Origin of the sequence: Alteromonas sp. McT4-15 (assembly GCF_020515205.1) — a bacterium.
In the GTDB taxonomy this organism is placed as follows: domain Bacteria; phylum Pseudomonadota; class Gammaproteobacteria; order Enterobacterales; family Alteromonadaceae; genus Alteromonas.
On the sequence record NZ_JAJALG010000009.1, the window covers coordinates 88261 to 103917 of the forward strand.

Annotated in this window: 11 protein-coding genes; 4 read left to right on the forward strand and 7 right to left on the reverse strand. The window is 43.8% G+C overall.

Translation table 11 applies throughout. From position 1 onward, the window contains the following. The first annotated feature begins 152 nt into the window (after window positions 1-152). Window positions 153-1151 carry an adenosine deaminase gene (locus tag LHL20_RS09295; protein WP_159625183.1) on the forward strand — a complete coding sequence of 333 codons (999 nt, stop codon included), beginning with the start codon at window positions 153-155 and terminating at the stop codon, window positions 1149-1151. A 54-nt stretch (window positions 1152-1205) separates the two neighbouring features. Here the strand turns inward: LHL20_RS09295 and LHL20_RS09300 are convergent, their stop codons facing one another. Continuing rightward, window positions 1206-1571: an Hpt domain-containing protein gene (locus LHL20_RS09300; protein WP_201283854.1), complete on the reverse strand. Its 366-nt coding sequence runs from the start codon at window positions 1569-1571 to the stop codon at window positions 1206-1208. Between the two features lie 152 nt (window positions 1572-1723). Here LHL20_RS09300 and LHL20_RS09305 point away from each other — a divergent pair, with 152 nt between their 5' ends. From LHL20_RS09305 to LHL20_RS09315, 3 genes are all read left to right on the forward strand, one after another. Continuing rightward, window positions 1724-3868, forward strand: a complete 2145-nt coding sequence (locus LHL20_RS09305) for a two-component system response regulator (RefSeq protein ID WP_226433095.1) — start codon at window positions 1724-1726, stop codon at window positions 3866-3868. 249 nt (window positions 3869-4117) lie between these two features. Next, window positions 4118-5038, forward strand: a complete 921-nt coding sequence (locus LHL20_RS09310; protein ID WP_226433096.1) for a diguanylate cyclase — start codon at window positions 4118-4120, stop codon at window positions 5036-5038. Between the two features lie 57 nt (window positions 5039-5095). Beyond that, window positions 5096-7174, forward strand: coding sequence for a PAS domain-containing hybrid sensor histidine kinase/response regulator (locus LHL20_RS09315; protein WP_226433097.1), 2079 nt, complete (start codon window positions 5096-5098; stop codon window positions 7172-7174). A gap of 47 nt (window positions 7175-7221) precedes the next feature. Here the strand turns inward: LHL20_RS09315 and LHL20_RS09320 are convergent, their stop codons facing one another. The 6 genes from LHL20_RS09320 to LHL20_RS09345 form a co-directional block, all read right to left on the reverse strand. Then, window positions 7222-8307 (reverse strand): purine nucleoside permease, encoded by a 1086-nt coding sequence (locus tag LHL20_RS09320; RefSeq protein ID WP_226433098.1) that lies wholly within the window; start codon window positions 8305-8307, stop codon window positions 7222-7224. 70 nt (window positions 8308-8377) lie between these two features. Beyond that, entirely contained in the window at window positions 8378-10804 is a 2427-nt protein-coding gene (locus LHL20_RS09325; protein ID WP_159625178.1) for a TonB-dependent siderophore receptor, read from the reverse strand. 231 nt (window positions 10805-11035) lie between these two features. Then, entirely contained in the window at window positions 11036-12445 is a 1410-nt protein-coding gene (locus tag LHL20_RS09330) for a uracil-xanthine permease family protein (RefSeq protein ID WP_226433099.1), read from the reverse strand. Between the two features lie 344 nt (window positions 12446-12789). Beyond that, window positions 12790-13155, reverse strand: a complete 366-nt coding sequence (locus tag LHL20_RS09335; protein ID WP_159625174.1) for an AraC family ligand binding domain-containing protein — start codon at window positions 13153-13155, stop codon at window positions 12790-12792. A 16-nt stretch (window positions 13156-13171) separates the two neighbouring features. After that, on the reverse strand, window positions 13172-14407 hold the full coding sequence (locus LHL20_RS09340) for an allantoate amidohydrolase (protein ID WP_226433100.1): 1236 nt from the start codon (window positions 14405-14407) through the stop codon (window positions 13172-13174). Further along, window positions 14400-15650, reverse strand: a complete 1251-nt coding sequence (locus tag LHL20_RS09345; RefSeq protein WP_226433101.1) for a pyridoxal-phosphate-dependent aminotransferase family protein — start codon at window positions 15648-15650, stop codon at window positions 14400-14402. Before LHL20_RS09345 ends, LHL20_RS09340 begins: the two co-directional genes overlap by 8 nt. Window positions 15651-15657: the final 7 nt, after the last annotated feature.

Here is a 15657-nt window from a genome sequence, read left to right on the forward strand (position 1 = left end):
AACGGTGAATTAACAACAAAAATAGATGCTAAAAAACCGCCAGTTAAACCTCAATGAGCGTTTAATACTCGTTAACAGATAGCATTAGAGATAAACTATAGCGCACCAATTAAATGCATTGCATCAACGTGGTGCGAAATAAGTGAGGGGCCATGTCGTTATCTTCCATTATAAAAAATACTCCAAAGGCCGAGCTACACCTGCATATAGAAGGTAGCTTAACGCCAAAACTTATGTGGCGCCTAGCAGAAAAGCACAGTATAACACTTCCGTATGCAAGCGTGGAAGAGATAGAAGCGGCATATAATTTCAAAGACTTACAAAGCTTCTTAGATATTTATTACGCTGGTGCAGGTGTACTTATTGATGAAGATGATTTCTTTGACCTAATGTGGGAGTACCTTACCCGATGTCACGAAGAAAACATTGTGCATACCGAAATTATGTTTGATCCCCAAACCCATACTGAGCGAGAGATCGGTTTTGATGTTTTTATGCCGGGCTTTCTGCGAGCCATGCAAAAGGCACAAGACGAGTATGGTATCAGCAGCTTTTTAATCATGTCTTTCCTAAGACATTTACCAGAAAGTTCGGCATTCGAAACACTAGAAGCAGCCAAGCCGTATTATCGAAAAATCAAAGCCGTTGGGCTAGACAGTTCAGAGTTGGGCCATCCACCCTCAAAGTTTGAGCGAGTTTTTAAAAAGGCGAAAGACCTCGGGTTCAAAATAGTCGCTCATGCTGGGGAAGAGGGGCCAGCAGACTATATTTGGGAGGCAATAAAGCTTCTTGATGTGGATAGAATTGACCACGGTGTAAGGTGTCAAGAAGACGAGTCGCTTATGGCCTACCTTAAAGAAAAGCAGATCCCGCTTACTGTTTGCCCTTTGAGCAATTTAAAACTCTGTGTTATTGACGACATGAAGCAGCATAATATCTTGGCATTACTTGATGCAGGCTTATTGGTTACCGTTAACTCGGATGACCCTACCTACTTCGGGGGATTTTTAAATGCGAACTTTGAGGCCCTCGCAAATTCACTTGACGTGAACCAAGAAACCATTAAATCGTTGGCAATTAATAGTTTTAAAGCGAGCTTTTTGAGCGACGGGGACAAAGCGAAGTATATACAGCAGGTTAAAAACGTCTAACTGAGTAGAAACCAACGAAGCGAGATAAAAAATCATTTTACTCGCTTCAGTTTCTTATTTTTTTTCCATCAACATTATTGTTGCGCGAATTAGCACAGAGAGTTGCAACATGTGCTCGGACATATCTTCCAATACGCCTAGCTTAGCTAATTGCTCCATTTCCGCTGACTTCTGTCTCACTGCATCTGCACCAACATCGCCAGAGACGCCCTTAATCGAGTGACTCTCAAACCTTATTGCTTCTGCATCCTCGGCGTCTACAGCCGACTGGAGCTGGCTTTGCTTTTGCTCGATTTGTGCAATAAACATGTCGGCTATTCGATTTAATAGGGTTTCGTTACCTGCTAGTCGTCCTAGTGCAGCGTTGCGGTTCCATAACTCGCTGTTAGTGTATTGATTGGCTAGCGTATCTGGGTTCACGAAAGCACCTTTTTTAGATGTGGGTAGTTAGATTTTTTTGCTATGCCTTTAAATTAAAAAGCTTTTTAACCATATTTGCAACGTAAATATAGCAGCTTTATCTATACTAAAGATTAATTTTATTTTTGTATCTAAGCACGATACTTACTTTTGTGTCCAAGATTATCAGTGGTTTTTCTCATGGAACCGAGAAGCAGACAGTTGTTATAATAGACGACGAGCCCAGTACGCTTTTGCTACTTGAGCATGCAGTATCAGCTATCGCCAATACGATTACCTGCTCAAACAGTTCGCAGGCCTTAGATATAATAGTAGCTCAACAGCCTGACTTAATTATACTTGATATCAGCATGCCTGAGTTATCGGGTTTTGAGCTGTGCGAAAGAGTTAAGGCGCGCCATACTTCTGCAAATATACCGGTAATTTTCGTAACCTCAAACAGTGATGCCAGTAATGAAAGAAGGGCGCTTACTTTGGGCGCTATAGACTTCATTTCAAAACCAATTGATATAGAGTTGTGTCGCTTGAGGGTAAGTAACCATCTATTGATGTCCCACCAAAAACGCATGCTAGCACAAGTCAATCAAGCGCTCGAGACCGAAAAGCAGCAGCTTTCTGTAACCCTACGCTCTATAGCCGATGGCGTGATTTCAACCGATGAAAATGGTCTTATAACCTTTATCAATCCAGTAGCAGAGCGATTAACTGGCTATCTGGAGAAAGAAGCGTTAGGAAAACCCGTCCACGAAGTAATGAATTTACGTGATGTTCAAACCTCTGAAGCAATGCTCAATCCTGCGCTATATGCACTTGAGGTAAAGCGTCCCGTGGCGATGGCGTACAATACAACGTTAATGAGCCGACATGGTGATGCATTTCGGGTAGAAGATACTGCTTCTCCTATTATTGATGACAAAGGCAATTTGCTTGGGGCCGTTATTGTGTTCCAGGATGTATCTGAAACAGTAGAGATGGCGGTGAGGATGACGCATATCACCAATCATGACCAGCTAACGGGCCTACCAAATCGCGTATTACTGCACGATAGAATTGTCCAAGCCATATCTCGAAGCAAAATGTTACAACAAAGTATTGCATTGCTTATTATTGATATCGACAACTTCAAATATCTAAATGATAGTCTTGGTCATAAAGTTGGAGACACAATAATCCAATCTATTGCAGAGCGCTTAGCATCCATTGTTGGTAATAATGCCACTTTGGCGCGAGTTGGCGGTGACGAATTTGCCTGTCTACTAACTGATATTGGCTCTGGGTTCAGCGCTGATAGTATAGCAATGGCCTGTCTGCAGGCCGGCAGAGTACCTATAGATCTTAATGGCAAATTGCATCAACTGAGCTTGAGTATAGGCATTAGTTTGTTCCCACAAGATGCATCAAATGCTGAAGAAATGATGCGCCATGCCGATACAGCCATGTATCGCTCGAAAACCAAGGGGAAAGATGCTTTTAGCTTTTTTTCAAAAGATTTACAACTCGCCATGCATAGACGGGTAGAGCTAGATATTCTATTGCGCAACGCCATTGAAAATAACCAACTGGCAATATTTTTGCAGCCCAAATACAGCTTTGCTGATAGAAGCGTGGTTGGTGCAGAGAGTTTAGTTCGGCTTTACGATGAAAATGGCAAGGTAATAGGCCCTGATGAATTTATACCGCTTGCTGAAGAAAACGGACTTATTCATCAGCTAGGGTGTCAGGTGCTTAAAAAAAGCTGTGTATTGGTGGCCGAGTGCCATAAACGCGGTCAGGCGCTCAAACTTGCGGTTAACGTAGCTGCAAAGCAGCTGGCAAACCCAAGGTTTGCTAAAGAGGTTGAGCAAATCATAACGGCGACAGGGATAGATGCCAGTATGATTGAACTGGAAGTGACAGAGTCGGCGTTAATGCATGATTTTGAGCAAACGAAAGAGATGCTAAACGCGTTAGCGAGTCTTGGGGTTAGTATTGCATTGGATGATTTTGGGACAGGTTACTCAAGTTTATCCTACTTGCGACAGTTTCCTCTTGATGTGCTCAAAATTGACCGTTCTTTTGTTATCGACATGGACCAAGAACAGCAGGCATTTGATATTGTAAGTGCTATTGTCCAGTTAGCGCTAAGTTTAGATTTAAAGATAGTTGCAGAAGGTATAGAAAACGAAGCTCAATTTGAAGCATTAGAGAAGCTGGGTTGTCATCTTGGACAAGGGTACTTGTTGTGCAAGCCGGTAGCGGTGGATGAGTTCCTAGTTTGTTTTGCGAATACACAGCCCATGGAAAAGGTCTTTTATTAATCAAAAGACTACAAAATTCGCAAGTCAACCCACAGTAAGATATTGAATTACAAGAACGCGTATAAATATTATTGCGAATTATACGTGTATTTCCTTATTGAGGGTTGCTAGACTCGTATAATGTAGTCACGTGAAAACCTTCTTGGTTGCAAATTTTGACCAAATGCATGCAAGTCGTTTCCTAATGCTGTAAATAAGTAAATATATCGAGATTACACTCGGCTGAAAGTTATTGAGAATTAATAATTAATGAATCGAACAGAGTTAAAACCGTTTTCTGAATGTCGCGTGCTAATTGTCGATGACGAACCGATGAGTCGTATGTTGCTTGAGTCGATTCTAATGCCTGTTTTTCAATGTGATACGGCCCAATCTGGCAAAGACGCTATTTTATATTGCGCAGATAAATTACCTGATCTTGTCTTACTAGACATGAATATGCCCGATACTGACGGGCTTGATGTTTGCAGAGCGTTAAAAGCGAATAGTGCAACAGCCGACATTCCTGTTATCTTTGTTACATCTACCCTCGATATTGAAAGTGAGAATGCATGTTGGGAAGTGGGTGCATCTGACTTCGTTATGAAACCTGTTAATGCCTCCACGCTTACTCATAGAATTAAAACGCATGTGCTTAATAAACTAAGAACTGAGTTCTTAGAAACAATGACCTATCACGACCAACTAACGGGTCAGTACAATCGGATGTACCTCACCAAGGAAATCCCGTTACTTATCAAACAGGTTGCTCGGGACAATGGCAGTGTTGGCGCAATTATGATTGACATTGATTTCTTCAAGTTGTTCAACGACACCTATGGTCACTTAGAAGGTGATCAGTGTCTAAGTCGTGTCGCTCAGTTAGTTTCAAGTGTCATGAAACGTCCTAAAGATGCGGTTATCCGCTTCGGTGGCGAAGAGTTTTTGGTCATACTTCCGTACATCGACAGCGCGGGTGCCAAATTGTTAGCTCAGGAACTTGTCGAAGTTGTACAAAAAGCTGAAATTCCTCACGCCCATGGCATTGGGAATAAGGTTTCTATCAGTGTGGGGTACGCAGTTTGGCAAGCAAATAAAGTCGCTCAAGCTGGCTTAGAAGCGCTGATAGAAGAGGCTGATGTCAAATTGTTTGAGGCGAAAGAACAGGGAAGAAATCAGGTAATGGGCTAAAACGTCTATTAGTTAGCCTATGGTTTAATTTTTTCTCTACCAATCTGCGTCTACACTATGCGTGACTTAATTGATTACAACGCGCAAGTGATCAAAACCTTTCTCATTTATAACGCGCTGTTAGGGCAACGTATGGCTTTTTTTGACGAGCAGTCGAGCTTAACTGTAAAGCTTGATAACCAACTTAACCATTCACTTGACGCCATTGTTAAACGTGGGGCTGAATCGCTCAATTTATTTCAGTGTGTTTTGTTACACGTCGACGCTGAAAATATCAATGTGCTATCGAAAGCCTCTAACGCTTATGCGCCGAGTTTCCAATCTATTCCGTCGTTTGTCCATAGTCACAACGCAGAGCATAGTTTTCCCCAATCTAGCGATGAATGTTCGCTTACCTTTAAGCAATGGTTTTCTACTTACTTTCAAGCTGAAAAATTTATACGGGGGCGCTTTCACCAGTTATTTGGGAAAATGGCGTGTCTAGTTTATGTCAATGCTTGCCCTAATGAGCGTTCAGTTACTAATAACATAGCGCTTATTGACGAATGGTTAGCGGTAACAGTTGAAAAACACTCACAAGAAAAAATAGATAGAAAGCAGCAAACGCTGTTTGAGAAACTGCAAAGTGTTGCGAATATCGGCACATGGGAAGTTGACCTTCTCAACAATACGCTTCATTGGTCATCCCAGACTAAACGCATCCACGAAGTTGCCGACGATTATGTGCCTAATCTTGACACTGCGATTAATTTCTATAAAGCAGGGCGAGATCGTGAGGAAATCAAGAATATAGTCGAACACGCTTTAAAGACTGGGGTGCCTTGGACAGCAACGCTTCAAATAATTACCGCAAAAGGCACAGAAGTGTGGATTGAAACCCACGGAATGGTTGAGATGCACAGTGGACAGTGTGTACGCTTGTTTGGAACGTTTCAAAATGTGGATCGCGCCGTGCGTACACGGCTCGAAATTGAAGAAAAGCGGAAAGAAGCCGAACTAGCATCAAAAGAAAGTTCCATGTTGCTATCGCGTATAAGCCATGAATTAAAGACACCGCTAAACGGCATTACTGGCATGTTGCAAGCGATCAAATTTGAAACGAAGGACAATGTAAGAGTACGCAAAGCGGATATTGCTTTACACAGTGCGGATAGGCTGCGATCGCTTATCAATGATGTGTTGGATTACTCTGCGATAGTGAACGGTGAACTTACGTTTCAATTAAATGACTTTTGTATCCGTTCGTTAATTGAAGACATTGTCGACGAATTTAAAACCAAATGCGCGGCAAAAGGGCTAAGGCTGTTCGCAGTGCTTTCTTTTAATGAGAACACGAATGTACATGGCGACAGTGCCCGCGTTAGCCAGATATTGCACAACCTTTTATCCAATGCGGTAAAATTTACTGACTCGGGCTATGTCTCCATTCACGTCACCTTAAAGCATCACGGTAATATTCCAGTATTACTCGCATCATTAGAAGACACCGGCGTGGGGATGAATGAACAAATTCTTTCGCGCATTTTCAGGCCATTTCAGAACGACACTCAACACGCTAATGAAGAGCTAAATGGCAATGGTTTGGGTCTTTCTATTGTTAGTCAACTAGTTGCAAAAATGAATGGCGAGTTAGAAGTGCGCTCTAAAGTAGGCCAAGGGAGTAGTTTCGATATTGTACTTCCTATTGAAATGGCTTCCGAAGAAAAAATAGCGCGCGAAGACATTGAGATTTCTTCTGAACTATTGAGTCAGCCTTTAAATGTATTAGTGGTTGATGACAATGACATTAACCGCTTTGTTCTTGCCTCTATGCTTGAAAAATTTAACTTCACACCAGATGAAGCAGAGAATGGTGAAGTTGCGGTCAACAAAGCGAGGGCAAAAAAGTACGATATTATTTTTATGGATTGTGCGATGCCTGTGCTTGACGGAACGAGTGCTACACGCATCATTGTGGGTGAAAAACTGTTAGCGCCAAATGGCATTGTTGTAGCGGTAACGGCGAATACCACTCCTGAAGATAAAGCGTCGTGTAGCGAGGCGGGTATGGCGGACTTTTTGTCAAAGCCTGTTGTTCACAATGATGTGGCTGTGCAACTAAAAAGAGTGCTATCCGCAAAACGCGCAAAGGTATAACCTTTAGCGCGTTACCTCGCAATTTAGTATTCCCACCAAACTGTGCATTAATGCGCTGACGGCGGTTTATTTTTTACTACTTCCCAATGCTCAATAAGGTAAGAAACTACCTGTGATCCTACCTTATAAGCGGCTTCAATAGATGCATTCATCGCAGCGTAGCCCTGTGAACGCTCTAGTCGTAGGTTGTCTGCCGCGGTGAGTGAGTGCGGTTGCATAGTGAAGTTGCTTGCAGTCCTTAAAATCAAAACCCTTTCTTTATTTACACGGCCTGCGTTCGCAAGATAAGTCAAACTCTGTAGGGTTGCCGAGTCTTCCATTCCAGAGGTGACAAAATTGCCTTGGCTATTAGTCCAGTGGTCAACCCATTCATTAGCCCATTGATTTAACAGCTTTCCATGCCAAAATGTTGAGGCTGATAGGTGCGCGCCTTTCACTACAGACGGTTTGGCACGTGCGTTAGGAAAGTGTTTGTACTTTGCTCTTAAGTTATCCATTGCCGGGGTATTGAAAAGCTCAGTATCCTTTGTGTGCTCATAAGCCCACTGCGTGAGCGAATGATTTAACGCATAAACCTCGCCATTTGGGCTTTGAGATACATCTGTCAATGGAGGGGGATTATTGGGGCTATCGGTAAATAGTGGAAAGTAACCGGTATTCCAATCTTCGGGAATTTCTCTTGCATCAATGTGATGGGCAAGATCGCCATCGACTACATAATCAGTCCAAACTGCACTGCCTATGGTGCTATCATTGGGGTCAATTCCTGCAATACCTGCAACAAGCCAATAAGCATCAGTTAAGTCAAAACGTTCATCTAACCCCAACGCCATTATCGCTGCAGACGCACGAGCAATGCCCATTCCTGTTACTATGCCCACTACACCAGTTTCGGTATTGGCATAGATATCGTGAAAAGCGTGAGGCTGGGCGTAACGAGTGGTTAAGTGCTGTCTTGTTTTCCAAAGCTGAAATTCACCGGGAGTATCACCCTCGTCCTCGCCAATCTCAAACATACTGACAATCACAACTTTTACTTTGAGTGGAGTTTCGTCGGCGTAAGATGGGAATGACAGGCCTAGGCACATTAAAAGCGGCAATAAGGCGCTTTGGTACAACCGTTGTATTTGCATAATCTGTCCTTATAAAAAAAGGGTAAACCCGTATTCGAATTTACCCTTTCTTAATTTTACATACTAACTATTAGAACTTGTATGTGAACTTAGCATTCCAGTGACGTGGTAATTCAGGTAACACGATTTGGCTACCGAATAGGTCAGGGAAGTTAGAGCGGAAATAGCGCTCGTCTGTTAGGTTTTTAACAGTAAGGTTAAACGACCAGTCTTCTGCTTCGTATGACATTCCCGCGTTTACCAGTGTATAAGAAGGCAAGGTTACTGACGCAGAGAAACCTGATGCTACTTCATCAACATCAACAACACTAACGTTAGCCGCATAGCCGTTCTGGAAGTCGTACGTTGCTGTTAGCGTATAGATGTTTTCAGGAATACCTGCTTTACGACCGTCTGTGTTGTTGAAGCCCTCACCAATAAGGTTTAAACCAATTACGTTGCCACCAAATACGAGTGATGGGTCGGTAAGGTTAACAAGATCTTCAGCACCTAAGAAACCAAATTGATTGCCATTTTCAAGGGCAGTTAAGTTGATTACTTTAATGTTAGTGTAGCCAGCCGACACAACGAGGTTTTCATTCACTACCCAACGTAGTTCAAACTCCGTGCCTTTGTTGTTGGTCGTGTTGTTAGTCACTACGTTTTGCGTGTTGAAGTCAGTACGTTCTTGCTCAAATGCAGAAAGTGCAAAGTAAAGAGTATCGTCTAGTAATGACCCTTTAACACCGTATTCAATAAGCTCAGAGGTATCAAACGCACCACTTGAACCTGGTTGATTTAGCTGACCAACACCAATTTCAGCACCTTGACCAGCAACCAAAGTGGCTTGTTCAGCAGCGGTGATATAAGGAATAAGTCCAAACTCAAACTCATACGAGATACTGGCATTCCACGACCAACCGTCTACGGTTTCATCAGCAGAAATCGGGGTTTCATCGCCAGTAGCGCCTAGCAGTAGATCAGTACGAGAAGTACTTTCAATATCGATAGTATCGTAGCGCACGCCCAATACTAAGTTTAAACCCCAATCCCACGTTAAGTCGGTCATGGCTGCAATACCTAAATCTAGGTAATTACCCACATCATAGTTATCGTAGTTTTTGCCTGAACGAGTAGACAGCAAGCGGCGGTCTAGTGCTGATGAAGGCATGGTCAAGTCACGACGGTTGAAATATTCAAATGTGAAATCGTCACCATGTTCAAAGTCAGTATAGCGGATTGAAGGAGAAAACTGGAATTGTGCAAGTAAGCTATCTTGTTCAATTTCAGTTGCAAAAATAACTTTATCTTCAATTACCCAGCTGTCGTGAAATTGAGAGAACCCATACGCGTTTTCATTAATGTTCTCATAGGCATCATAGAAAAACTGATTGCGAATTTCCCAGTTGTCTGAGTAATAAATAGTATCAAAATAAAGCGTAATCGCTTCGTTACCTAACTGATCGTCAGGCGCAACAAGTACTTGGTTGGCATTAAGGGTTGTAGTGCCTACGTTCTGCAACTGCATCAATTCGGTTGCTTCGTCATCAGTAAATGCGCTTGCAGGTACATAGAAGAAACTATTACCTGCAATATTAACGGCACCGTATTCTTCATGACTGATTTGACCGTCACCATCTGTATCAAGTGGAAGTGCAGTACCTGTGATGTAAGTACCGTTGTCAACTAAGTCTTGAGTAAGTCGGTTCCAACCCGCAACTTGGTTACCATCGTAATCGTGGTACATACCACCAAACTCAAAGCGCAGGCTGTCTGTAACATCAATATTAAACGACGCTTGCAAGATAGTTTGGTCGGTTTGGGTATTGTCGTAGAAGCTATCAGAATTTTCTAACTCGCCATATAAGTAGTAACCCATTTCTTTTCCGCCAATGGTAGATGGACCACCAACTTCAGCAGTAAGAATACTCTTATCCCAAGAGCCTGTTGTATAGGAAAGTGCACCTGTAGGTGCTTCTAAATACTGTCCTGACGAGGCACGAGCTGATTTAGGGTTAAAGTTTAGATAGCCACCAATTTTCGATGGACCGTAAATTGGAGATGCTGGGCCGCGAACAATATCAATTCGGCTTGAAGCGCCAATAGGGGTTGGGTAGTTACCTGGGTTATCAAGGCGTTTTACACCGCGGAAGTATGTTTCACCAGGCGTACCGCGTACATCCAGTGAGCCTGCAACACCGAAGAAAGACTGCGTAAAGGTACCTGGGGCAAACGCAACAAGTTCATCAATGTCTGATACGTTAAAACGCTCCATCTGCTCTTGTGAGATGGTTGATGCTGAACGTGGAGTTTCAAGAATGGACTTGCCAAAACCGAACACGGACTCAACATCTTGACCAGGCAAGCTGCCCAGTGAACCCGTAACTTCAATTTTTTCAACATCAGCGTCTTTAACGTCGGTCTCTTCTTGAGCGATAGCGTGAGTTGATAATGCCACTGCTGTGCTAATGGCGAGTGCTTTCGCTAGAGGAGATAGTTTGAATGTAGTGTTTTTCATGGTTTCCTCGGTGTTTTTAGTTGCCCTTTTTTAGGGCTTTATGTACGCAAATTTTGCCTTGCGCCTTGCTTATAGCAGGATAGATGCCAACGTCTTGTCCAGTTGGTCAACTTTTAACCTGCTCTTAAGTTGCTGAATTATAGGCATTAAAAAATATTTTGCTGTTCGATTTTTGTTATTTTTGTGTTAATGCTTAAGTTTGTTTCAAACTCTGCACTATTTAAGTGATTTTTAAGGGCTTTTTGCACCAATAACGTTTGATGAAGTTAAAGGCGTTTTACTTCTTTGCTTTGTTTTGGTATCAAATTCTGTTTCCGACAATTGTTTGGGCAGCGTTAAGTCAAGAAAAACAGCAGTGATACCTGCTGATGTTACCGGCGACAGAAGAATGTTCTCTAACCAACTTGGTAATTGTGACAGTGCTTCAGGCACCATCATTACGCCAATTGCCATGCCTAGCGAGCAAGCAGTAACAAGGCTGCTTCGTCTGTCTAGCGCATAATGAGCTAACAGTTTTAATCCGCCCACAGCAACCATGGCAAACATCACAAGGGTCGCGCCGCCAAGCACAGGCTTTGGAATGGTTTGCAGCATACCGCCAACGCTAGGAAATAGGCCTATAAAGAAGAATAATGCCGCAACAACCAGTCCTACTTTTCGACTTGCTATACCTGTTAATTGGATCACGCCGTTGTTTTGGCCAAAAGTGGTGTTGGGAAATGTGTTTAACGTTCCTGCAATAAACGAATTTACTCCATCACCTAAAATACCGCCTTGTACGCGCCTAAAAAACACAGGCCCAGATACAGGCTCCTTGCAAAAAAGACTATTTGCTGTGAGATCGCCAGCGGTTTCTATCGCACTGAATAGATAGATAAGTGCAATGGGTAAGAACAAACTGATATCAAAGTCGAGCCCAAACCTAAAAGGGGTGGGAAGCGCAAATACGGGTAAATCCGACAGGTGGCTGAAGTCTATGCCTGAGGTCAAAAAGACATACAGCGTACCGCAGGCCATGCCGATAAAAATTGCACTTAACCGAAGCCAGTGATTAGTACTGGCGTTGAGAAATACAATCACCAACAAAACACCAAGTCCAACAAGTAAATTATCGGTATTAGCAAAGTCTTTGGCATGAAAGCCGCCCGCAAGATCAGTCATCCCCACGTTGATAAGTGAAAGGCCTATTGCAGTAATTACAATTCCTGTTGTCAATGGCGTAATGATGCGCTTTAGTCTGTTGATAAACAGGCTAAAAACCACTTCAATCATGGCACCAGCCATAGTCAACCCGAAAAGCAGCGCTAAAATATCCTCTGCCGATCCTCCTTCTGCCTTCACTTTGCTACCTGCAAAAATGAGAGCACTGATGAACGCAAAGCTTGTCCCTTGAATGGCTACCAGCCCGCTGCCAACAGGGCCGATACGTTTTGTTTGAATCGCGGTACCAATACCACTTGCAAACAATGCCATGCTAATTAGAAATGGTGTGTATTGTTCAAGTTCAAGTGTAGATGCGATAACCAAAGTGGGCGTAATAATGCCAACAAAGCTTGCGAGAAGGTGCTGAATTGCAGCTGTTATAGTCGGCAATGCAGAAGGGCTGTCGTTGAGTCCGTAGAGTAAGTCACTACTTTGCATAACGGTGTTTACCAGTATTTTTATGCGGCGGGCGCAAGTAGAATGATAGTGACGTTAATGCAAAAAAACTGACCGAGTGGTCATGCTGACTTTTTGATTTTATCTATTTGAAAAATATAGCGAAAATGTTTTTTTTGAATTCGGTTGGTTATAGGGTTTGAAGTGACTTGCACCTTCAGTGGGCGTCGTGTCTTCCTTTAGTGCGTTGTCAGGACGTGATAAACCATTAAAAACGTTAACTAACCATGGTGATTGGCTTGAAACAAAATGAGCGCAATAGCAGTGATGCTATCGATGTGGTGCGCTCGTTTTGCGTATGAAAGATAAGTAGCGACTATTCACAATTATAGCTGTGTATCGTTATCGAGCGTTACGAAAATAGAGTGCCTAACTTCGTTGTACATGGCCTTGGAGCAGTGACCTTCACCTTCAGTATCTTCAAGTAGCAGCACATCGCCTGCACCGAAAACATGTCGTTCACCGTTAGACACAGTAAACTCTGCGCGCCCTTTGATAATGAAAAGCAATTGGCGTGCAGGGGCAGGGTGCCACTTAAAATCGTAATCAGCGGGAGTTTCTCTAAAAATGATTTTATCAGCGCCAAACTTCTCTGAAAGCATGCCAATCGGGCCGCCATCTTTTAACGCTATTTCAACTTCGCCAAAGTGACTTTTTCCTTCGGCATCGTTGTAAATCCTTGTTATTTTCATCCGGTTATCTAATCCTCTAATTGTGTTTTAAACCGCTGATGGTTTTGTGTAATACGCTAAGGCTTGCTGCAACATCTTCCAAGGTAATCGACTCTAAAGGGTGATGGCTAATGCCGCCTTTACAGCGTGTGAATAACATGGCTACAGGACAAATTTCTGCCATCGCCATTGCGTCATGCCCCGCGCCTGAAGCGAGTACACGAGGTGAAATACCGCTGGCTTGAACACCGTCAACTAGCGCTTGTTTGAGATTTTGATCGCAGTGTACCGCGGGAGCGCTATGTGTTTGCTCGACAGCTAACCCTACCTTTCTCTTATGCGCAATATGATCAAAACTCTGCAAGATTTCAGTCAGTACAGTGTCACGCAAGCTGTCATCTTCACTTCTAATATCTAATGAAAAGGTTGTTCTGCCTGAAATAACGTTAACACCGTTGGGGCCGTTAACTATCTTGCCTACTGTCGCCACCACTCCCGGGCGATGCTGGCTAATGTGCTCAACAGATAGAATCATTTCGGCAGCAGCACTTAGTGCATCGACACGCATCGACATAGGTACTGTACCTGCGTGGCCGGCCATGCCTTCAACACTTAGGTTGAAACGCTTTGCACCAGCAATAGCGCTCACAACGCCTACCGGCAGGTTTTCCTGCTCAAGTACCGGGCCTTGTTCTATGTGTAGCTCTAAGTAACCGAGAATATCGGTGCGCGAGATAGCGGCGCTTGCTATCGCGTCGAAGTTCAAACCGAAGTTTGTCATAGCTTGTTCAAGGCTGATGCCGTCGACATCTTTTAAGTAACGCCAGCTGTCTTGCCATTGGCCAGTGAGCGCTCGGCTGCCTAACAACGTAGTACCAAAACGGGTACCTTCTTCATCGCAAAACCCTACAATGTCAATATGGAAAGGGAATCGCGATTGGGTGCCATCAAACATGGCGACAAGTGAGATAGCAGCAACAACGCCCAACATACCGTCATACTTGCCGCCGTTTGGTACAGTATCAAGGTGACTTCCAATAATCAGGCGTGGTGCGTTGGGCACACTTGATGTATAGCGCCCCCAAATGTTGCCTACGGCATCTTGCCAGGTCGTCATGCCAGCTTCTATCATCCAACCAGAGGCTAACTGGTTGGCAAGTTTGTGCTCATCCGTTAGGTATCGTCTATCGAGACATTGTGGGTCTTGACTCAGGTCTCCTAGCGTTTCACAGCGTGCCATAACCTGTGTTGCAAGTTCAGTGAACTCACCCATTCATGGCTCCCGCGGCATTAGCGTCTTCAAAGACTTTAAGCGCAGCATCGACGCCGCTTCCGGCAGGCAAGGCAAAGCCTTGCATTCTTAGTACAGTTTCTAACGACTGAAGTGTGTGCAGCACCGCATCTTCTCTTGCGTTATAACCCATAGTACCAATGCGCCAAATCTTGCCTTTAAGCGGGCCAAAACTGGTGCCAATTTCGATATTAAAACGAAGGAGAAGTGTTTTCCTGACTTGTTCGCCTTCAACGCCTTCTGGAATATAAACACCCACCACGTTGAACATTTTATGTTTAAGGTCGCCAAAAGGTTGCAAACCCATTGCTTGAACACCTGCTAACATGGCATCGCCAGCTACTTTGTGTCTTGCAATAACCTTATCTTGTCCCTCTTCTAGGTGCACCCGCGCACACTCTCTGGCACAAAACAACATGCTGGCTGCTTCTGTGTGGTGGTTTAAACGCTCTTCACCCCAGTAATCCATGATCATGGGTAAATCGAAATAGTTAGAACGTATTTTGGGGCCACGAGCGGCCTCGTGATGGGCATCACGAATACCCGCTTCTACGTGATGACGGGTTCGCACTTGCTTTACAAATTTATCGCTTAATGTAACAGGAGCGGAGCCTGATGGACCGCCCAAACACTTTTGCAAGCCAACAGAAACCGCATCGAGTTTCCACGCATCGACCTCTAGCGGGTTACCGCCAATTGATGCCGTTGCATCGCAATAGAAGAGTACATCGTGTTTTTCACAAATACTGCCGATATCCGCCAGTGGCTGAAGCATGGTGGTTGAGGTATCACCTTGTACGATAGCAAGCAATTTAGGCTGTACGTCTTTTATCGCCGCTTCAATTTGCTCAGGCGTAAAGACCTCTCCCCATGGAACTTCGATAGTATGCACTTCAGCGTCAGCGCGTTCCGCAATTTCTGCCAATAAATGACCGAAACGACCAAAAATAGGAACAAGTACTTTGTCACCAGGCTCAATAGCAGAGACCAACACTGCTTCGATACCAGCGCGAGATGTGCCATCGACCAAAAAGGTCTGCTGATTATTGGTATTAAATACGTCGCGATAAAGTGCCATCGTTTCATTCATATACCCTGTCATAACCGGATCATATTGCCCGACTAGCTGCGTTGCCATGGCTGAGAGTACCCGTGGATAGCAGTTAATGGGGCCCGGGCCCATAAGTAAACGAGGTGGTGGAGACAACGGTGAAAAATGTTGCATGAATGAA

Bases quoted from the DNA above. Each gene is read 5' to 3' on its own strand.
- LHL20_RS09325 (WP_159625178.1), bottom strand. From the start codon at position 10,804: ATGAAAAACACTACATTCAAACTATCTCCTCTAGCGAAAGCACTCGCC.
- LHL20_RS09330 (WP_226433099.1), bottom strand. From the start codon at position 12,445: ATGCAAAGTAGTGACTTACTCTACGGACTCAACGACAGCCCTTCTGCA.
- LHL20_RS09315 (WP_226433097.1), top strand. From the start codon at position 5,096: ATGCGTGACTTAATTGATTACAACGCGCAAGTGATCAAAACCTTTCTC.
- LHL20_RS09320 (WP_226433098.1), bottom strand. From the start codon at position 8,307: ATGCAAATACAACGGTTGTACCAAAGCGCCTTATTGCCGCTTTTAATG.
- LHL20_RS09345 (WP_226433101.1), bottom strand. From the start codon at position 15,650: ATGCAACATTTTTCACCGTTGTCTCCACCACCTCGTTTACTTATGGGC.
- LHL20_RS09310 (WP_226433096.1), top strand. From the start codon at position 4,118: ATGAATCGAACAGAGTTAAAACCGTTTTCTGAATGTCGCGTGCTAATT.
- LHL20_RS09295 (WP_159625183.1), top strand. From the start codon at position 153: ATGTCGTTATCTTCCATTATAAAAAATACTCCAAAGGCCGAGCTACAC.
- LHL20_RS09340 (WP_226433100.1), bottom strand. From the start codon at position 14,407: ATGGGTGAGTTCACTGAACTTGCAACACAGGTTATGGCACGCTGTGAA.
- LHL20_RS09335 (WP_159625174.1), bottom strand. From the start codon at position 13,155: ATGAAAATAACAAGGATTTACAACGATGCCGAAGGAAAAAGTCACTTT.